The sequence below is a fragment of the Streptomyces endocoffeicus genome (assembly GCF_016741935.1).
Taxonomy (GTDB): Bacteria; Actinomycetota; Actinomycetes; order Streptomycetales; family Streptomycetaceae; genus Streptomyces; species Streptomyces endocoffeicus.
On record NZ_JAERRG010000021.1, the window covers coordinates 43,487 to 62,102 of the forward strand.

The 18,616-nt window shown below is 71.3% G+C and carries 16 protein-coding genes; 4 read left to right on the plus strand and 12 right to left on the minus strand.

The features are described from left to right. Positions 1 to 19: 19 nt before the first annotated feature. The 3 genes from JK364_RS37745 to JK364_RS37755 all read right to left on the minus strand — a co-directional run bounded on the left by JK364_RS37745 (position 20) and on the right by JK364_RS37755 (position 2,330). A complete protein-coding gene (locus JK364_RS37745; protein ID WP_201855917.1) occupies positions 20 to 223 on the minus strand; it encodes a hypothetical protein in 204 nt (67 codons plus the stop codon). Positions 224 to 421: 198 nt separating this feature from the next. Continuing rightward, positions 422 to 1,273 (minus strand): helix-turn-helix domain-containing protein, encoded by an 852-nt coding sequence (locus JK364_RS37750; RefSeq protein WP_307841491.1) that lies wholly within the window; start codon positions 1,271 to 1,273, stop codon positions 422 to 424. Positions 1,274 to 1,433: 160 nt separating this feature from the next. Further along, positions 1,434 to 2,330, minus strand: coding sequence for a LysR family transcriptional regulator (locus JK364_RS37755; RefSeq protein ID WP_230993106.1), 897 nt, complete (start codon positions 2,328 to 2,330; stop codon positions 1,434 to 1,436). A 95-nt stretch (positions 2,331 to 2,425) separates the two neighbouring features. Here JK364_RS37755 and JK364_RS37760 point away from each other — a divergent pair, with 95 nt between their 5' ends. Beyond that, a complete protein-coding gene (locus JK364_RS37760) occupies positions 2,426 to 3,253 on the plus strand; it encodes an oxidoreductase (RefSeq protein ID WP_201855920.1) in 828 nt (275 codons plus the stop codon). Positions 3,254 to 3,365: 112 nt separating this feature from the next. On the opposite strand, the gene JK364_RS37765 is transcribed toward JK364_RS37760, so the two are convergent. The 8 genes from JK364_RS37765 to JK364_RS37800 form a co-directional block, all read right to left on the minus strand. Then, a complete protein-coding gene (locus JK364_RS37765) occupies positions 3,366 to 5,654 on the minus strand; it encodes a polyprenyl synthetase family protein (RefSeq protein ID WP_201855921.1) in 2,289 nt (762 codons plus the stop codon). A 248-nt stretch (positions 5,655 to 5,902) separates the two neighbouring features. Continuing rightward, positions 5,903 to 6,562, minus strand: coding sequence for a response regulator transcription factor (locus JK364_RS37770; protein WP_201855922.1), 660 nt, complete (start codon positions 6,560 to 6,562; stop codon positions 5,903 to 5,905). After that, positions 6,550 to 7,677 (minus strand): sensor histidine kinase, encoded by a 1,128-nt coding sequence (locus tag JK364_RS37775; RefSeq protein ID WP_201855923.1) that lies wholly within the window; start codon positions 7,675 to 7,677, stop codon positions 6,550 to 6,552. The genes JK364_RS37770 and JK364_RS37775 overlap by 13 nt, the downstream gene beginning before the upstream one ends. A gap of 22 nt (positions 7,678 to 7,699) precedes the next feature. Then, the gene (locus JK364_RS37780; protein WP_307841492.1) at positions 7,700 to 8,992 is read right to left on the minus strand and encodes a serine hydrolase domain-containing protein; all 1,293 of its coding nucleotides are present in this window, start codon (positions 8,990 to 8,992) and stop codon (positions 7,700 to 7,702) included. A 72-nt stretch (positions 8,993 to 9,064) separates the two neighbouring features. Then, complete coding sequence (locus tag JK364_RS37785) at positions 9,065 to 9,457, minus strand: LysR substrate-binding domain-containing protein (RefSeq protein WP_230993107.1); 393 nt, start codon at positions 9,455 to 9,457, stop codon at positions 9,065 to 9,067. Between the two features lie 258 nt (positions 9,458 to 9,715). Continuing rightward, the gene (locus JK364_RS37790; protein ID WP_201855925.1) at positions 9,716 to 10,885 is read right to left on the minus strand and encodes an aminotransferase; all 1,170 of its coding nucleotides are present in this window, start codon (positions 10,883 to 10,885) and stop codon (positions 9,716 to 9,718) included. A 178-nt stretch (positions 10,886 to 11,063) separates the two neighbouring features. After that, positions 11,064 to 11,825, minus strand: coding sequence for an alpha/beta fold hydrolase (locus tag JK364_RS37795; protein WP_201855926.1), 762 nt, complete (start codon positions 11,823 to 11,825; stop codon positions 11,064 to 11,066). Positions 11,826 to 12,031: 206 nt separating this feature from the next. Next, a complete protein-coding gene (locus JK364_RS37800) occupies positions 12,032 to 14,200 on the minus strand; it encodes an alpha-L-rhamnosidase C-terminal domain-containing protein (protein ID WP_201855927.1) in 2,169 nt (722 codons plus the stop codon). A 72-nt stretch (positions 14,201 to 14,272) separates the two neighbouring features. Between JK364_RS37800 and JK364_RS37805 the strand changes: the two genes are divergently transcribed. Next, positions 14,273 to 15,175, plus strand: a complete 903-nt coding sequence (locus JK364_RS37805; RefSeq protein WP_201855928.1) for a TetR/AcrR family transcriptional regulator — start codon at positions 14,273 to 14,275, stop codon at positions 15,173 to 15,175. Positions 15,176 to 15,287: 112 nt separating this feature from the next. Further along, a complete protein-coding gene (locus JK364_RS37810; protein ID WP_201856043.1) occupies positions 15,288 to 16,025 on the plus strand; it encodes a CPBP family intramembrane glutamic endopeptidase in 738 nt (245 codons plus the stop codon). Positions 16,026 to 16,049: 24 nt separating this feature from the next. Here JK364_RS37810 and JK364_RS37815 read toward each other — a convergent pair whose 3' ends face one another. Further along, positions 16,050 to 17,216 (minus strand): glycoside hydrolase family 113 protein, encoded by a 1,167-nt coding sequence (locus JK364_RS37815; RefSeq protein ID WP_201855929.1) that lies wholly within the window; start codon positions 17,214 to 17,216, stop codon positions 16,050 to 16,052. A 166-nt stretch (positions 17,217 to 17,382) separates the two neighbouring features. Between JK364_RS37815 and JK364_RS37820 the strand changes: the two genes are divergently transcribed. After that, a complete protein-coding gene (locus JK364_RS37820) occupies positions 17,383 to 18,615 on the plus strand; it encodes a sensor histidine kinase (RefSeq protein ID WP_201855930.1) in 1,233 nt (410 codons plus the stop codon). The last annotated feature ends 1 nt before the right edge of the window (position 18,616 follow it).

Genomic DNA, 18,616 nt, shown 5'->3' on the forward strand with positions numbered 1-18,616 from the left:
AGCGCGGCACTGTGTGGTGTCAGCAGCCCACGCAACCGGTGCAGTCGAAGCCTCCGGCCGAGTTCTTGCAACACCGGGCGTTGCAGCTGCACTGACCGCCGTACTGCCGGTTGCACTGCCAGCATTGCGGCCAGCACTGCTTCACCTGCACGGCAGAGGCCTCCACCTGGGGAACGAACAGGCCGAGCAGCCTGCTGCCCATCGTGGTGAGCGTCCTGTACATGTCCACCCTCCTTCCGTCGAGTCCGGCCCGGCTCCGTGGACTGGGCACGGGCCGATGTTGGATCGAGCCGACAGACGGCGCCTGCCGACTCCGCCACCATCGCGATCCGGCAGGAGGGATGTCTTGTACGAATGCGACACCGAGAATGCGATACCGAGAATGCGACACCGGGAATGCGACGTCGGGAATGCGCCGCCCTCACTCGGCGAGCAGAACGCTGGTGACCTGATCGGGCAGGAAGTCCAGCGGGTCACCGGGCTTGGAGGACGCCCGGCGGGTTCCGAACCGGCCCGGTGTGCAGCCGACCCGGTCCTTGAAGGCCCGGGTGAAATGGGCCTGGTCGTAGTAGCCCGCGAGGGCCGCCGCCTCCGCCCACGGCAGACCGCCGTCCTGTAGGCGCAGCGCCTCCTGCAGCCGCAGCACCTGGGCGAACTGCTTGGGTGGCAGGCCCACTTGCTCGCGGAAGCGCCGCTCCAGCCGTCGGCGGCTCCATCCGGTCTCGGCGGCCAGATCCCCCACGCGTATCCGGCCGTGGGTGCGTCCCAGCCGCCGCCACGTCCAGACCACCTCGGGCGCGCACTCCGGCCCGGCCTGGGCCCGGGCCGCGAACACCCCGTCGAGCAGGGCGAAGCGCGATGTCCAGTCGCGGCACTCGGACAGGCGGCAGAGGAGACGGCCCGCCTCCCGGCCCAGGAGATCGGCCGGGTCCAGATTGCGCTCCGCCAACTCGGCCATCGGCATGCCGAAGAAGCGGAAGGCCGCGATCGGCGTCAGCATGACCGTCACGCCGGATAACTGGCCGGTGTGCTCGCCCAGCGTGGCGGTGGCCCGTAAGCCGTTGATCATTGAGGTTCCGGTGACACACTGGCGCGGATCCACCGCGTCGGCGATCCGTATCGGTTCGCCGAATCCGAGCATCACCTTCACCACACCGTCCGGCACCAGCAGCCGACATCGGGGCTGACGCGCGCCGAACCGGAAGCCCCGGTATCCCAGCACATGTTCGCGGGCGGTGGCGCCGGGTTTCCTGGTGATCAGTTCTCGCGACACCGTCGCACTCGATAAGCCCCTCGGCGAGTGCTTGTCGTGCATTTTGCTTCCCCCTCGTGTCCGTGGATCGGTCACATGAGGCCCATCGTGTCCGGCACGGGGAGACGGGGGCCACAGAGATCAGGCCAATGCGGGCGGCGCCATCGTCACGGCCGCCGGCTCAGGACCGCCCGGTCGCCTGCCGACAGGCACGTACGTAGTCCAGCACCAGGGGACGGTGGTCGTCGGCACGCCGGGCGAGTGCGTACTGGCTCGGCGAGATGCCGCGCACCGGCCGGGTCACGACGCCGCCCAGGGTGATGAGCGGTGCGTTCCCGCTGGCCAGCAGGCAGACCCCGCGCCCGTCCACCAGAGCCTCGTACGTCTCCTCGGTACTGGCGATCTCGGCACCGACGACCGGTGGCCTGCCGTCGCGGGCGTCCGTGGCGAGCCAGTAGTCCCGGAGTGCCCCGGCGCTCGGCGGCAGCGCGAGGAACGGCTCGTCCAGCAGGTCGGCGAAGTCGACCACGTCCCGGGCGGCCAGGGGATGCTCCTCGGGCAGCGCGACCAGCCGGGGTTCCTGGGCCACCACCACCCAGGTGTAGCGGTCCGGATCGGGCATCGGGAGCCAGATGAACGCGAGGTCGCTGGAGCCGTCCGCGAGCCCCGCGGTCGGATCCTCCCAGCTCACCTGGCGAAGTTTCATACGGGCGTCGGGGTGCGCGTCGGTGAACCGGGACCTGATCCCGGGCAGCAGACCGCCGCGGCCCGGGCTGGTGCTCATCCCCACGACGAGTGTCGCCCGTTGCCCGGCCTTGGCCTGTTCGACCGCTTCCCGCGCGGCGTCCCACGCGGCGAGCACCTGCTGGGCGTGCGGCAGCAGCGCGGCACCCACCGGTGTGAGCCGGACGCTCCTGCCGTCCCGTACGAACAGCGGCGCGCCGAGCTGGCGCTCCAGCGTCCGGATCTGCTTGCTCAGCGCGGGCTGCGAGATGAACAGCCGCTCGGCCGCGCGGGTGAAGTGCAGCTCCTCGGCCACGGCGGTGAAGTACCGGAGATCTCTCCCATGCACATCCATAACCATCGGCTATCACACCGGGTCTTGGACGGGCAAAGGACTTCTCCGCGAGAGTCGACCCCGAAGAGCACAACACCTCCGTGAAGGGATGTCCGATGGGCAAGGTCTGGCTGGTGACCGGGGCGAACAGTGGCTTCGGCCGGGCGATCACCGAAGCCGCGGTGGCCGCCGGGGACGTGGTCGTGGCCACCGCACGCCGTGTGGAGGCGCTGGGCGACCTCGTGGCCGCGCACCCCGACCAGGTGGAGGCGCTGCCGCTGGACGTCACCGATATCGCCGGGATCGAGGCCACCGTGCGGGATGTGGTGAGCCGTCACGGCAGGGTCGACGTCCTGGTCAACAACGCGGGGCGCGGCCATGTCGGCGCGGCCGAGGAGACCACCGACGCCGAGCTGCGTTCGCTGTTCGACCTGCATGTCCTGGGCCCCGCCGCCCTGGTCAGGGCCGTGCTCCCGGCCATGCGTGCCCGGCGCTCCGGTGCGATCGTCCAGATGAGCAGTATGGGCGGCCAGATGTCCTTCGCCGGATTCTCCGCCTACAGCGCCACCAAATTCGCCCTGGAGGGATTCTCGGAGGCACTGGTGGAGGAGGTGCGCCCGCTCGGCATCAAGGTGCTCATCGTGGAGCCCGGCGCCTTCCGCACCAGCCTGATGGACAACACCGGCGCCAGCGAGGAGATCGCCGACTACGCCGAGACCGTCGGGCCCACCCGGCGGATGACCCGGACCGCCGGGGGCACGGAGCCGGGCGACCCGGCCAGGGCGGCGACGGCGATCCTGACCGCCCTGGACGCCGAGCGGACGCCGCTGCGGCTGCCCCTGGGCAGCGACGCGGTCGACGCGGTCCTCACCCACCTCGACGCCATCCGCTCCGACGTCACCACCTGGGAGAAGACCGCCCGCGACACCGCCTACCCGCAGTAGGCCCGCGGCGGTCGGGGAGGTCCCGCGGAGGCGGATGGACGTTCAGCGCCCGGTGCTGCCGTCGATGAGTTCACGCAGGATGTCCGCGTGACCGGCATGGCGACCGGTTTGTTCATCCTCGGGGGATGTGGTCCGTTTCCCGCTGGGCGGCGTACCAGCCCAGTGCGCGCACCATGGCCTTGTGCGGGGTCGGTGGGAGCAAGGGCGCGAGGGCGTCCCAGGTCTTGTCGACGAGTGTGCGGGCCTCGGCCACGCACGCGTCGACGGCTCCGCCGCGCAGCAGCAGCTCGGACGCTTCGAGCGCACCGGCGTCGGAGCGCTCCCGGAGGGCGTCGCGCAGGCGTCGGCGGTCGGTTGTGTCGAGGAGGCCGGTGGCGTGGGCCACGGGGTAGGTGACCTCGCCGTTGCGGAGGTCTTCGGCGGGGGAGCGGGTGGTGATGCCCCGCTGGTGTTCGTCGCGGGTGCACTGCCCGTACAGATCGGCGACGTCGTCGGTGATCTGGTAGGCGATGCCGACGGCCTCGAAGTACTCGCAGATCGCGGCGAGTTGGACCTCGTCGGCGCCGCCGAGGATCGCGGAGACCTCCGCGGTGCTGCGCACGAGCATGCCCGTTTTCAGCCGGTGGGCGGTGCGGATCTGGTCGAGGAGGGCGTGGGCGTCACCGGTCGCCACGGCTTCGTCGAACGCGGTGTGGTGCCCGGCGAGGTCGAGGGCCTGACCGGCGTGGGCGGCGCGCAGGTCCCGCAGATAGAGCCGGTAGATGCGCAGCATGGTGCCGGGGTCGGCCTGCGGGACGCGCTGGATGAGGGCGTCGAAGGTGTAGTAGCCGAGGGTGCCGGCGGTGATGGCGGGAGCGGTGCCGAAGACCTCGTGGACGCTCGGACGGCCGCGCCGGGTGGGGGAGTTGTCCTGGATGTCATCGATGACCAGCGCCGAGACATGGAGGAGCTCGGTGACCGCCGTCAGCGGTCGGTAGGGCTCGGGGTCGGCGTCGAGAAGGCAGAGTACGGCCGCGGCCACGTAGGGGCGCCAGGAGCGCCCGGGGTTGTCCAGCAGGTGCAGGAGGGGAGCGGCGATCCCCTGGTGGAGGCGGATACGGGTGGCGGTGTCCAGTCCCGTTCCGTCGCCGATGCCGGTGAGCAGCCCCAGCGCGGTGTCATCGGTGGCATCGGTGGAGTAGAGCGCGGCGGCTTCCGCGCGGGCGATGTCGTGGGTGCGGCGCATGTAGTGCTCGATGTCGCCGATGGTGTTGGTCGGGAGGGTCTGCAGGAATGCCGTGCCGGCCACGGGCGTGGTCCCCATGACACCGCGCACGGTGGCGGGGCTCTCCCACAGGGCGCGTCCGACGAGCAGCGTACGGACCTCGCCCTCCGCCGCCGGGGCGATCACCTCGACATCCAGGCCGAGGCCGGGGACGCTCACGCGCACGGCGGTCGGGTAGGTGTTGAGGGTGGCCAGCGAGGTCCAGTGGCGCACGGGCCGCCAGTCCACGTCGTGATAGCCGACCCCGCCGTCCGGGGCGACCGCCGTGGCGCGGGTGAACTCCAGGGTGGTGGCACCGGTGGCGGGGTCGGTGTTGCGTGCGTGGACGCAGCTGATCTCCCAGCCGTTGCCGAGCTGGATGCCCGCCCACTCCCAGGTGTGGTCCGGCGTTCCCGGGGCTCGCCGGACGTCGTAGTAGGTGCTGCCCCAGTCCTGCTCGAACCAGGCGTGCCCCTCCACCCGCTGCTGGGTGCCGTCCGCGCGGCGCAGGGTCCCGTGGGCGTGCAGCCGGGGCACGAAGTACGACGTCATCGTGTCCGCGCCGGTCGGCAGCCGCCCCGGGTAGCACCCCTGGGCGTCGAACTGCGGGACCGCCGGCTTGACGGGGGTGAGGACGAGCTCGAAGCGTTCCTCGTCCTGGAAGGCCAGGCGGTAGCCGCCGTCCTCCTCGCGGCGCAGCGCGGCCGGCTCCCCGAAGGAGATGTCGAGCGTCTCGGCCGAGTCCATCACCGGCTCGGTCAGCATCCGGTCGGGCAGCAGCGGGCCCTCGGCGAGGGCCTCCGTCAGCGCCTCGCGTACCCGCTGATCCAGCGCGGTGTCGCCGAGGAGCGTGTCGTGGACCGCGCGATGCATGGTGGGCGACATCCAGGCGCGGTGGGAAACCCCTGCCGGGCCCGAGCACGTGGACACCAGGCCGTACCCGGGACGGGCGGCGCGGTCCCGCACATCGTGGTGTTTCAGGAAGCTGACCATCCACGTGTACGTGTCGCCGCTCTCGTCGCGCAGATGCCCGTTGAGATACCACGCCTCGGCGCCGACCGAAGGGTGCGGCGCGCCGAAGGGCGCCGAGCCGGTGGTGTGCTGCGGCGCCGGCCGCGAGGGGCGCTGTGCCATGGAACGGGACGGGGAGGTGGTCATACCGGAAACCTAGACGTCCACCGCCCGCGCACCGGGTTCCCCCGCACCGGCCCCACCGCATCGGATGAACGCACAGCCCGGGTATCGGGTCGTCACCGTGCCTTCGAGACCCCCGGCTCGTTATGGCGCAACGCCAAGGGGAGGAGGCCCTCGATCGCACTCGCCGCCCTCCTCGCCTTCCACTTCCGCACCCGGAACACCCTCGGCAAGACCGGGCGGCGCTCGCCGGGCCCCACGGGCGTTCCCGGTCAGCCGCGCCGGTCGCCGTCGTCCAGGTAGTGCAGCACCGCGAGCACACGGCGGTTGGCGCTGTCCGTCGGTGGGAGTCCGAGCTTGCTGAAGATGCGGTTGATGTACTTGCAGACCGCGCGTTCGGTGATGGACAGCTCCGTGCCGATCGCGGCGTTGGACAGTCCGCGGGCCATCAGTTTGAGCACTTCCCGCTCGCGCGGGGTCAGTTCGGCCAGGGTGTCGGCCCCGGTCAGCCGATTGACCAGCCGGCCGATCACATCGGGGTCGAGGACGGTGCCACCGGCGGCGACGGTCTCCAACGCGGCGAGGAATTCGGTCACCTCGCTGACACGGTCCTTGAGCAGATAGCCGACTCCGCCGTCGGAGTCGGCCAGCAGCTCCCGGACGTAGGTCTGCTCGATGTACTGCGAGAGGATGAGGATCGGTGCGCCGGGCCGGCGCCGGCGGGCCTCGATGGCCGCGCGGAGGCCCTCGTCCCGATAGGTCGGGGGCAGCCTGATGTCGACGATGGCCACGTCGGCACGTTCCTGGTCGAGTGCCTCCAGGAGCGCGTCGGGGTGGTCGACGGCGGCCACCACCGTGCAGCCGAGTTCGGCCAGCAGGCGTTTCAGCCCCTCGCGCAACAGCAGCAGATCCTCGGCGATCACGACACGCATGGCAGCTCCGCGCGCAGAGTGGTGGGCCCGCCGACCGGGCTGACGAGCGACAGACTGCCGTCGAAGGCGGCGACGCGGCGCCGCAGACCGGCGATTCCGGTGCCGCGCAGTTCATCGGCCCCGCCCCGGCCGTCGTCCAGAACCTCGACCCGCACGCGCTCCCGGTCACTTCGCACCGTGATCTCGGCCCGGTTCGCGCCACTGTGCTTGGTGACGTTGGTCAGCGCCTCGGCGACGACGAAGTACACCGTGGACTCCAGCGCCACCGGCAGTCTCCCGGGGACATCGACCGTGACCGCGACACCGGTCAGCGCCGCCCCGGCCCGCTCGGCCAGCGACTCGATTCCCCCGGCCAGCCCCCGGTCCGCCAGGATCGGGGGATAGACGCCGCGTACGACGTCCCTCAGCTCCCGCAGGGCCGCGCCGATCTCGGCGCGGGCCTCCCGTAACAGCTTCCTGTCGTCCGGGAGTTCGCGCAGCCTCATATCCAGCAGGCCGAGCAGCATGCCGGTGGACACCAGCCGCGCCTGTGCGCCGTCGTGGAGATCGCGTTCGATCCGGCGCAGCTCTGCGGCCTGCACCTCCAGCACCCCGGTCCGTGACGCGGTCAGGGTGGCGATCCGGCGGGTGAGGCGGCTCCGGTGCGGCCCCTCCAGCAGCGTCCGGCCGACGCGTGCGTGCCAGCGTGGCAGTCCGTGCGAGCACGCGGCGGCGAGCAGGAGGAGGATCAGCCCGTACAGCGCCGCGATGACCGAGCTGGTGGTGTCCCGGACCGGAACGAAGACCACGGCCGGGGGTCCCAGCCGCCACCACAGCGGTGTGCTGACCGAGAACAGCGCGATCGCCCACATCACCATGCTCAAACCCAGCACCGCCGGGCCGAGCACGGCCTGGAAGACCAGCCAGAGGACCTCCCGTGCCGGAGTGGTGCGCTCTGTTTCAAGAGGTCCGAGCACCATGGTGTCCACTTGGCTCTGACGTTCGACGAGCGGGCCGACGGCCGGCCTCCGGCGGTGGTGCCGCATCGCCCACACCGGCCAGTTCAGCAACAGGCCGAGCGCCCGCACACCGGTCAGCGCATTGGCGACCATGATCTTCAGATCCTGGCTGATCAACGGAGTCGCTCCCCCTGATGAGCTATGACCGGTCGTGCGCGTCGTGCGCGTCGTTCGCCGAAAGCGTCTTGTAGACGGTACCGGCGAGGTCGGGCAGTGTGTCCTCTTCGACAGAGCTGTTGACAGCGACGACGATGACCATGCGGCTCTTCGGGAAGTACAGGTGCAGCACCCGGTTACCCAGGGTGGCCCCTTCGTAGAACCAGACCGTCCCGGTCACGGGGTCGGCGTGTTTCGCGACGCCGAGCCCGAAGCCGAGAGGATCGCCGGCCGTGACGGTCGTGATGGGCTTGCTCGTCTTCATCGAGGTCAGGGACTCCAGCTCGCGCTGCTGCGCCGCGGGCAGCAGGCGGCCGCCGTACAGCGCCTTGTCCCAGGTCGTCACGTCCTTCAGCGAGCTCACCAAGCCGCCCGCACCCTGCGCCCAGGACAGGCCGAGCGGCGGAAGCGCCTTGTTGACGTGGGTCGGCAGGATGGACTGGACGGAGTACGGGGTCGGCATGCGCGAGGCCGTGTCCGGGCGGCACTCCGCGGGCAGGCAGGTGTCATGCAGCCCGAGGGGCTCGATGATGCGCTCGGTGAGCCGATCGGAGTAGCTGTCATGCGACGCCCGTTCGACAATCATCTGCGCGAGGAGGTAATTCGTGTTGGAGTAGGCGTACTTCGCCGGGCCCAGCGGCCGGCCCTCCGCATAGGACACCAGACGCTCCGCTGTGAAGCGCGTCGACGGATCGGCGTCGAAGTCTTCGAGAAACGCACTCTGTTCGGTGTAACTGGGGATACCGCTGGTCATCGACAGCAGTTGCCCGATGGTGACATCGCGCCACGCCGGATACCGGGGAAGCCACTCTCCCAGCTTGTCGTGCAGGGACAGCTTTCCCTCGGCCTCCAGCTGAAGCAGAAGCACGGATGTGAACGCCTTGGTGTTGCTGCCTATCTGCCACATCGCGTCACCCGGCACCTGGCCACCGCCGCCATAGCGCGTCGTCCCGGCGCTGACGGAGATATCGGGCCGCTGATCGGCGTAGGTCACCCGAAGTGAGAGCGCCGAGAAATGGTCCTTCCTGCCATGAGCGTCCAGATATTTCCTGAGGTCGCTCCTGAGCGACTCGGCGACGGTGGGCGCGGTCCGCTCCGCCACCGCATGGGAGACTCCGGCCTCGCACCCCGCCGTCGTCAGCCCGGAGACAGCCACCGCGGCGACCGTCGCCAGCACCGCGAGGCGCTTCCCGCCCCGACCACCAGATCGACGGATCGAACACCTCATTGCCGCCATTCCTCCCTCGGATTGAACAGAACCGGGAACGACGATCACGCTACGGAGCGGAGGTGCGGCGGGTAATCAGGTCACCCCCCTTCTTCGTTGACATGCAGGCATCCCCCCGGTCTACCGCGCCCGGCGCACCGAGGCGGGCGTTCTGGTGCCGCCGCCGACGATGTCGATCAGATCGTGGACCAGCATGTCCACCTCTCCGGCGCGCCAGGCGAGCACCACCCGGCTCGGCTGGTGGCCCGTCACGGGAACGAAGCTGACACCCGGTGCCGCGTGGCGGCGAGCGGCGGCGGCCGGGAGCAGGCCGACGGCCGATCGCCAGACGACCGCGTGCAGGCATTCGCCGATCGTGCTGACCACGGGCGGGTCCGGGTCGGCGGTGTCGGTGGCGAGCCAGAAGTCACACCACTGCGGGTCGGTGCCCGGTGGCAGCCGGAAGCTCGCGCGTCCGCGCAAGTCCGCGACATCGACCTGGTCCGATCCGGCCAGAGGGTCTGTGGCGGGCATGGCGACCAGCGGAGAGGTCAGCCGCACCACCGACGGCATCATCAACATCATCCGGCACGCCCGGGAGGTGACGGGGATCGACCGGCTGTACGCGGTCCTGGGCGGCCTGCACCTGCGCTTCGGGTCGGTCGTCGACCTGGCCGGCACAGCAGACGCTGGCGACCCGGCTGCCGGATGCCTTTGTGCCGAACGCGGTGGGCAGTACGTTCATGCTGGGCAGCGTGGCATGACGGCTCCGCCGAGCGCCGGAGTGCCCGGTCAGCCGAGGAGATCCTGGGCCATCAGATCAAGACGCTCGGCGAACTCGGTGAGTCCGGCCTGGTCGACGTTGCCGAAGCTGACCCGGAACATCTGGCGGTCGTCGGGCAGGAAGGCGGTGCCGGATATGACGAGCGTGTCGTAGCGGGTGATGAGGTCGCGCACGACCTCGTCGGTGGGGCGCTCGGCAAAGGGGTGCCGGATCCAGCCGAAGAATCCTCCGCCGCTCATCAGCTCGAAACCGCCCGGCCGATCGGCCAGCGCGGTTTCCAGCCGACGTCGCTTGTCCGCGACCTCGTTCGCACGCGCACGTCGCCACTCCTGGGCCGAGGTCAGCCCGGCCCAGGCCGCCTCCTGCCCGATGCGCGGAGGACAGATCGCCACGCAGTCGAGCAACTTCATCACCTCGCGGCTCAGCTCGGGCGAGGCGACGACCGCGCCCACCCGGTAGCCGGGTATCGCCAGGTCCTTGGAGAAGCTGTGCAGGCTCACCAGGGTCCGCTCCCAGTCCGGGTCGGCGAACAGCTCGTGTGCCGGTTCCTCCGTGTCGCGGAACGAGCGGTAGGTCTCGTCCAGGATCAGCGCGATATCGTGCCGCTTCGCCAGCTCGTAGAACCCCGCGAGCACATCCGGCGGAAGGGTGACGCCGCTCGGGTTGCCCGGGGTGACCAGCACGATCGCCCTGGTGCGCGGCGTGATGAGCGCTTCGGCCGCCTCCGGGTCGGGCACGAGGCCGGGGCCGGGCTCGAGGTATCGCGGCACGACACCGTTCATGCGCAGCCACATGTCGTAGTTGAAGTAGTACGGCAGGGCTTCGATGACCTCGTCACCCGGTTCGGTGAGCGACTGGGCGACCAGGCAGAATGCCTGATTGCACCCCGCGGTGACGACCATCTGACCGGCCCCCACCGGGCTCCGGTAAGCGCGGCTGAGGTCGGCGGCGAACGCCTCCCGCAGCCGGGGCAGCCCGGGAGCCGGCACATAGGCGGCGCCGTTCGGCTCGTGTGCGACCTTGGCGACGTGGTCGATCATCTCGATCGCGGGCGGGTAGCTCGGCGCGGCCTGGGCCAGATCGAGTAGCGCACGCTCGCCGCTGCGGCCCGCCAACAGGGCATATGTCGCGCCCATCGGTGAATCGATCTGGTGCACGGTTCGCGGGCTGAGTCGCACGTCGGCGCTCCTTCACGGCTTGGGTGTCCGCTGACGGTCGAACACGATGCTATCGGCGTACTTCGCGAGTGCTTCGCGAGTGCTTCGCGCACCGGCCGAGCCGCGGGAGGCGGTGCCGCGGGGCGTGGTATCGGCGCCCGGCGGCACCACCGGTGGCCGGGCGCCGATACCCGCCACGTCAGGCCGGTGAGGTGACGGCCCGGCCGAGGTGCCGGGCGAAGAACCGGACCGCGCTGTCGGCCTCGAACCTGGGCACCTCCTTGTGCCTGCCCGCGTTGGCGTGCAACGTCTTCTCCTTGGAGGCGAAGGCGTCGAACAACGCCAGACCCGACTGGCGCGGGATGTGCTCGTCGTCCCACTGGAGCACGAACTCGATCGGAACGGTGATCCGCCGCGCCGTCTCGGCCAAGTCGTGCCAGAAGACGCCGAAGACCGCGGCGGTGATCCTGGGGTCGGCCGCGGTCAGCGGCACCCCGATCGCCGTGCCCATGTTCAGACCGAAGTAGCCGACCGGCCCTTCGGCGCCGATCTCCGGCAGCTCTTGGAGGGCGTCCAGGGTCGCCCGCCACTCCGGCACCGCACGCTCGGCCAGGTGGGCGTTGTAACGGACGACGATCGGGCCGACCGGCTCGCCCGCCGCCATCGCCCGCCGCATCGCGGCGATCTCCCGCTCGTCGAGCGCCGTACGCGGCCGGCCGCCGTGACCGGGCGCGTCGATGACGGCCACGTGGAAACCGCAGCCGGTCACCAGACGGTGCGCACGGCCCGCCATCGCCGGAGCCTTTTTGTGGGTGCCGCCACCGTGCCCCATGAGCACCAGGGGCGCGCGATCGGGGCCGGACGCGGGCGACCAGAGCACACCGGTGACCTCACCAACGGTGAAGTCGCGTTCCATGACACCGTTGGACGATGTCTCCGCGGTGAACCGCACAGAATGCATAGGTTGTTGCCTTTCGGGGAGTGCCTTGTTGTCGAGGCGCTCCCGGCGACACCTACATCGATCGCCCGGCCGTGACAAAGCGGGGGAGCACCCACAGGGATACAGCGTTCATGGGTCTCACCTCCTGGCTCGGTGTCACGGGCTCGCCCGCACGCTACCAACCCGGGCGTCATCCCGCCCAACCCTTTTCTCTTCGGCCGCGGGCGCTACCCCGCCCAGGCGAAGGTGGCGGTTCCGCGCACCCCCTCGAAGACGACCGCGTCGCCCACGCGGTGGGCTCCCCGGCCCGCGTCCCCCGACGGGCGGCCGTCGCGCCAGGCGATCCGGCCGTTCACGGCGATGGTGCGGTCCTTGTGGAGGAGGGGAACCGCGACCCGGCCGGCCGTGCCTTCCGGTGCCCGGACGGTGAGGACGAACGAATCGTCGCCCGCCCCGCGCCGCCACCGTACGGACAACGTGCCCGCCGGCACCGGGACGTCGCCCTGTGCCCAGCCCAGGTCGACCGGCTCGGGCTCCACCGCCCACCCGCGGTAGCCGTCGGCGAGCGGTCGGACGCCGAGCACGTTCATCGACAGTGCGGGCACCGCGGTGCTCCAGGCGTGGGCCATGCCGACGTGTCCGCCCCAGGCCAGCGATGTGCCGGGCCGGGGCACGGCCGGCTTCCCGTCGGCACCGGCCTCCTCCCACGGCGTTCCGGGCCCCTTGCGGATCATGTGGTCCCATGCGGTGCGGATCAGCCCGAGCGCTCCGGCGCCGTCCTCGTGGCGGAACCGGCCCAGGCTCTCCTGGGCCATCACATACGGGGAGATGTACCGCGTCATATAGGGGTTGTCGGTGTGCCGGGTGGTGAGCGTGCCGTACGGACCGCTGAGGTGGGTGTTCAGGTACGCGATGGCGCGCCGGGCCCGCGGGCGGTCGAGTACCCCGAAGGCGAGGGCGGCGGCGTTGGCATCGGCGGTGTGGTCGCGGCGCGGGTCGTCGGTGTTGAGCGTCATGGCCCCGGCCGCCGGATCCCACAGCCTGGTGAGGAGCGCGGCCCGGACCCGGTCCGCCCGGCGGTCGAGCGCCGCCGCGGCGCCCCGGTCGCCCGCCACGGAGCGTTCGAGCCGGGCCAGTGAGCGCAGGGCCGCGTAGTAGGCGGCGTTGGTGGTGGCGTCGACGCCGGCGGCCCGGTCCGGGGTGTGCCAGTTCTGGGCGGGCAGCCCGTCGTAGTCGGCGGTCCGGAACAGCCCGCCGTCGGCGTCCGGGGCGTGTTCGCCGAAGAACCGCAGGGCGCGGCGGGCGACGGGCAGCAGCGGCCTCACAAAGGCCCTGTCCCCGGTGAAGCGCAGGTAGTCCGCCACGCTGACGACCCATAGGAGGGTGAAGCTGTCGAGCCTGACCTTCCCGGCCGCGCCCGGCGGTTCGAACCCCGCCGGTGACCCGTCCGGCGGGCCGGGGTCGCCGGGTTCGCATGGCACGTCGATCAGGCTGGTGGCCGGAAGTGTGCCGTCGGGCCGCTGCTGGCAGGCGAACAGGTTGATGGTGTCGCGCAGTACGCGGCGGTACGCGCCGCCCTGCTGGTACGCGGCCAGGGCCACGAGCTGGACGTCGCCCGCGTAGACGGTGCGGTCCCGCTTGGGGCCGTCCATGACGACCCACGGCCGCCCCACGGCGGTACGGCGTCCCCGGGCCGTCGACAGATCCAGGCCGTAGGCGCTCGCGTACCAGGCCCGGTTGAGCACCGGGTCGCTGGAGAGGAAGTGTCCGTCGTACGCGCCGGGGAAGACCGTCTGCCGCACCCGTACGAAGTCCAGAGCGAGCGAACCGGGTCCGTCCAGTGTGATCGCGACGTACCGCTGGGAGCCGCGTAGACCGGGGCTGCGCAGCACGGTGGATCCGCGCGGCGGGGCGTAGACGTCCGCCCGTCCGTCGGGATCGTCGTCGGTGCCCAGGGACCGGCCCCCGTAGAAGAAGCCGTCGGGGTCGGGATCGGCGTCCCCGTCCGGGCCGAGGTACTGGCGCGCCTCCGCGTACGACGCTCTGATCGGCGCGCCCGACGCCCGCCGGATCCCCAACTCGACGTATCCCCCGGCCAGTACGCCGAGGTCGATCACCAGCCGCGCGCCTCGCGGTGCGGTCGTGGTGAGGATCGCCGCCGCGCCGCCCTCCCGTAACGCCCCGTCGGCGCCGGTGACGGTGCCACCGTCTCCCTCGACGGCCACCGATGTGGGCCGCACGAACGTGCCGGGCACGCGCAGCACCTGCTGTCGCCAGGCCGGGTCCATCCCGACCGGCTCCCGGGACAGGGCCACCGCCCGGTCCTGCGGTCCGGCGGCGAGAGTCCCGGAGAGGGTGGCGGCGAGACAGGCGAGGACCATGGTCGAACGAGTCATTCGGTTCAATTTCATTGTTTATGCTGTACGCATACGCTGAGTGGTGGTCAACGTTTGGCGGGGTGATGGCGGATGCAATCCGGCCACAGCGAGGAAACGAGCGCCGTGCGCGGCCTGGAACTGCTCTGGGGCCTGGGCGAGCGCCCCAACCGAGGCCGGCGCCCCGCCTTCACCCTGGAGCAGATCGTGGGCACCGCCGTCGGGATCGCCGACGCACAAGGACTTGCCGCGGTGTCCATGCGCCGGATCGCCGAACGGCTCGGCTGCACCACGATGTCGCTCTACCGGTATGTGCCCGGCAAGGCCGAGCTGCTCGACCTCATGACGGACGCCGTGATGGGCGAAGTCCCGCCGGCCGATGCCGCGCCGGGCGACTGGCGGAGCCGGCTGGAGCTGTCCGCCCGCGCCGACTGGGGCCTCTACCACCGTCATCCCTGGATCCTGCGCCTTCCGGCCGGGCGTCCCGCCCTGGGCCCTCACGGCTTCGCCTGGTACGAGTCCGTCCTGAGGGTGCTCACCGCGACCGGTCTGCCCCCGGCGGCGCTGGTCAACGTGTTCGACACGGTCGACGCCTATGTGCGTGGCGCCGCCCGCGACGCCCTCGACGCGGCCGCCGTCGAGCGCCATTCCGGCCTGACCGACGAGCAGTGGTGGGCCGCCCGCGCCCACTTCTGGGACGCCGTCTTCGTCCCGGCGCGCTATCCGGTGGTGGCGAGCCTCCGCGCCGCGGGTGCCCTGCATCACCCCCGCGACCGTGGCTTCGAGTTCGGTCTCCGGCTCGTGCTGGACAGCATCGAGACGTTCGTCCGGAACCAGCCCAATGGCCGCGACAAAACATCAAGACGTTACGAAACTCCCTGTCCGCAGTGCGGCGCCCCCGTCTCCCGCCCCGCTTCCACCGGCCGCCCACGTACCTACTGCTCCGACGCCTGCCGCCAACGCGCCTACCGCGCCCGCCGGGCCCGCCCGGCGTAGGAAGCCCGGTGCCGAAAGTCCAGCCAGGAGTAGCGAAGCGAGACCGGATCATCTCGATCACCGAAAGCTCCGCGTTCGCTTCTCCGCGCCCGCGGCTACGCTCGTCCGCGTGATGCAGTCGTGGAAAGACCACGTCATCCGTCATCCACTGTGGGGCGCGGTGGAGTTGACGTTCGCATGGCACACCGTGCTGCTGCTCTTCGCCAAGGTCATCCTGCCTCCACTGGCGCCCTCCTGGTACCCGGACCTCGGCGCCACCCTGGTCAACGCCATCTGCGCCGCGGGGGTGTGGCTCGTGTTGTGGCGGTGGGGCCGGCTGCGCGCCTCCGGGGTGGCCACGCTCGGCCGCCCGCGCCGCTGGTGGCTCGCCGCGCCGCTGCTGCTGGTCGCCTGCTCGTACTCCGTGGCCGGCCTCGACGGCGGCGCGACCGTTGTCGTCAGCGGCCTGGTGTCGCTGCTGTGGGTCGGCATCAACGAGGAGATGTACAGCCGGGGACTCGTCCAGCAGGCCCTCGGCCCACTCGGTCCGGTGCGCGCGGCCGTCGGCGTCGCCGTCCTCTTCGGAGCGGGGCACATCCAGAACTTCCTGTTCTTCGGCGACCCGCTCGACGACACTCTGTGGCAGATGCTGTCCGCCGGATTCTTCGGCTTCACCTGCGCCGCACTGCGCTACGCGATCGGCTCGGTCTGGCCGATGGTGGTCGTCCACGGCCTCGACGACTTCTTCCAGATCCGCTCTCCTGGCGCGGCCCCGGACTGGTGGCAGGCGAGCGTATACGCCTTCCATCTGGTGTACGGCCTGTGGCTGCTGCGCCGGTACGGTGCGGGCGGGGCGTACGAGCGCGTATGAATCACCAGGTGAGTGGCCGCACACTCAGGGACGCCGTCGGTGGCGGGCGTACTCGCCGGCCAGGGCCCGGAAGGATTCCTTGGGCTCCCAGTGCCAAGGGGAATCCGGCTCGGCCGGACGGTCCCGGATCACTTTCACCAGGCTGTAGCTGGCCATGTCCAGATCGAGTCGCGGCTCACGGCGGTGTGGGGCGTCGGGCGTGACGAAGGTGTAGGCCATGGCCGCGTACAGATTCATCGACTCGAACACATCGAGCACATCGGTCAGATACGCCGCCTGTGTGTGCTCGCCGCGCACCAGCCCCTTCTTGACCCGTGGCGGCGTCTTGGCGTAGTCGACGACATCCCAGGCCATGCCACCCAGGCGGGGCGCGCCCTCGAAGGTGCAGCAGCCGAACTCGGTGATCGCGAGCGGCTTGCCGTGACGCTGGTAGGTACGCAGCTCCTTGACGTGCCCGGCGCGGTTCGGAAACCAGCCGTAGTAGTCGACGCACACCAGGTCGAACAGGTCCCAGTCCACGTCCTCGTCCTGCGCGGCCCCGTACGACAGCGGCCCGCGGAACACCGAGCGGCCGACGGCGGCGGCCCGCGCGGTGAACCGGCGCAGTCGCCGGGCGGTCTTCACCGGGTCGTAGTCGCCCTTGACCAGGTTCTCGATCCGCTCGGTCGCGGTGGCGCCGGGCACGATCCCGGGGACGAACAGCAGGAACTCACACCCCACGTTGAGATGCACCCGCACACCCTGCCGGCGCAGCCGTTCGGCGAACCGTCCGGTCTCCGCGAGGTGGTCCAGGATGTCCGCGGCGGGCACATCGCCGAGGGTCGGCTCCAGCCAGACACGCAGACCGCTCTCGGCCGCCTCGGCCGCGGTGCGGGTGAGCCGCTCGACGCCATCACCGGTGATCTTCACCGTGTCGGCGTGCAGTTGGCGGCGGATCGCCCGCAGGTCGGCGCGGGTACGAGCCGCGTTCCACGCCGTCGCCGGCGTCTCGCCTTCCCCCACTTCGTAGACGACCCCGCGATAGCGCACCCCGCCCGGCCGGGTGTTCCCCGCCCGCTTCCGATCGGCCGGGGCACGTGTGCTGTCGTGCCACTCCGTCGCGGCGGCGTACCCGGCGGGCAGTGCCGCGCCGACCGCGACGGCCCCCGCGAGCCGCAGCAACCGCGCCCTGCTGACCTGGACCGCACCCATCTCGTTCTCTCCTGTCTTCCGGATGGCAGCAGCCTGCGGGGGCCACCGGGGTCGGCGCCATTCGCCGATGGTCCACAAGGAGGTAGCGGGAGTTGGACCGATGGCCGAGGGATGTCCGGCCGGTTGGCCGATGTGCCGCCCCTCGCGGCCCGCATACCCTCACCGCATGACCAACGGCCTCGACCCCGCCCGCCCGGCCGGGCGCACTTGGCGCGACCGGGCGGTGGACGCTGTCCTCTTCTGCGCGGCCGTCTTCCTCGGCATGGTCGTGCTCGGCGTGGTGAAGGAGCAGGGCGATCTGCCGGGCTGGGCGGCGGAACTGGACCCGCTGCTGGGGCTCGTGGCCTGCTGCGCGCTGTGGTGGCGGCGCGGGTTCCCGCTCGCCGTGGCGCTGATCGGGCTGCCCGCGGTGGCGCTGGCGACCAGCGCTCTGCCCGCCGGTGCGGTGATCGTCACCAACCTCGCGCTCCGTCTGCGCTGGCGGCAGGCGCTGCTGATGCTCGGTGCGTACGTGGTCTGCATGGTGCCCTCCGGTCTGCTGCTGTCGGGAGCGGCCGACGACCTGTGGTTCGACGCCGCGTTCTCGCTGGCCTACCTCCTGGCCGCCTTCGCCTCGGGCAACGCCCTGCGTTCCCGGCGGCTGCTCGTCGAGCGGCTGCGCGTGGACGCCGAGCGGGCCCGGGCCGAACACGAGCGTCGGCTCGCCGACGCCCGCCGCGGTGAACGCCAGGCCATCGCCCGCGAGATGCACGACGTGTTGGCGCACCGCGTCTCCCTGCTCTCGGTGCACGCGGGTGCGCTGGCCTACCGCACCCGGCAGGCGGAGGCGGGCGCCGGTCCCGTGCTGAGCGGCGCCGAGGTCGCCGAGAGCGCCGAGGTGATCCGGGGGAACGCGCACCAGGCCGTGGAGGAGTTGCAGGAGGTGCTGCACCTGCTGCGGGCGGAGGCCGGGGGAGAGCCGGTGTCGCTGCTGCCACGGATCGCGGACATCGACGGCCTGGTCGCGGACGCCCGTGCCACGGGGCAGCCGGTGGACTTCCGCACCGAGCTGACCGCCGACGCGGTCCGCGAGCTGCGGGGGCAAATGCACCGGACCGTCTACCGCGTGGCGCAGGAGGGTCTGACCAACGCCCGCAAGCACGCGCCCGGCACACCCGTCACCGTACGGCTGGCCGGAGGTCCCGGCGGCGGCCTCACCGTGGAGGTCCGCAACGGGCTGCCCGCGGAGGTCCGCAACGGGCTGCCCGCCGCGCCACGTGCCGACGGGGCGGTCCCGGGCACCGGCGCCGGTCTGACCGGGCTCGCCGAACGGGTCCGTCTCGACGGCGGCACCCTCGACCACACCGCCACCGACGGCACCTTCACGCTGCGCGCCCGGCTACCGTGGCCCGCGAGGTGAC

What these genes read in the sequence shown, in the direction of transcription:
- JK364_RS37745 (WP_201855917.1), bottom strand. Translation starts at nt 223, where the DNA reads ATGTACAGGACGCTCACCACGATGGGCAGCAGGCTGCTCGGCCTGTTC.
- JK364_RS37755 (WP_230993106.1), bottom strand. Translation starts at nt 2,330, where the DNA reads ATGGATGTGCATGGGAGAGATCTCCGGTACTTCACCGCCGTGGCCGAG.
- JK364_RS37760 (WP_201855920.1), top strand. Translation starts at nt 2,426, where the DNA reads ATGGGCAAGGTCTGGCTGGTGACCGGGGCGAACAGTGGCTTCGGCCGG.
- JK364_RS37765 (WP_201855921.1), bottom strand. Translation starts at nt 5,654, where the DNA reads ATGACCACCTCCCCGTCCCGTTCCATGGCACAGCGCCCCTCGCGGCCG.
- JK364_RS37770 (WP_201855922.1), bottom strand. Translation starts at nt 6,562, where the DNA reads ATGCGTGTCGTGATCGCCGAGGATCTGCTGCTGTTGCGCGAGGGGCTG.
- JK364_RS37785 (WP_230993107.1), bottom strand. Translation starts at nt 9,457, where the DNA reads ATGCCCGCCACAGACCCTCTGGCCGGATCGGACCAGGTCGATGTCGCG.
- JK364_RS37795 (WP_201855926.1), bottom strand. Translation starts at nt 11,825, where the DNA reads ATGCATTCTGTGCGGTTCACCGCGGAGACATCGTCCAACGGTGTCATG.
- JK364_RS37800 (WP_201855927.1), bottom strand. Translation starts at nt 14,200, where the DNA reads ATGACTCGTTCGACCATGGTCCTCGCCTGTCTCGCCGCCACCCTCTCC.
- JK364_RS37805 (WP_201855928.1), top strand. Translation starts at nt 14,273, where the DNA reads ATGCAATCCGGCCACAGCGAGGAAACGAGCGCCGTGCGCGGCCTGGAA.
- JK364_RS37810 (WP_201856043.1), top strand. Translation starts at nt 15,288, where the DNA reads ATGCAGTCGTGGAAAGACCACGTCATCCGTCATCCACTGTGGGGCGCG.
- JK364_RS37815 (WP_201855929.1), bottom strand. Translation starts at nt 17,216, where the DNA reads ATGGGTGCGGTCCAGGTCAGCAGGGCGCGGTTGCTGCGGCTCGCGGGG.
- JK364_RS37820 (WP_201855930.1), top strand. Translation starts at nt 17,383, where the DNA reads ATGACCAACGGCCTCGACCCCGCCCGCCCGGCCGGGCGCACTTGGCGC.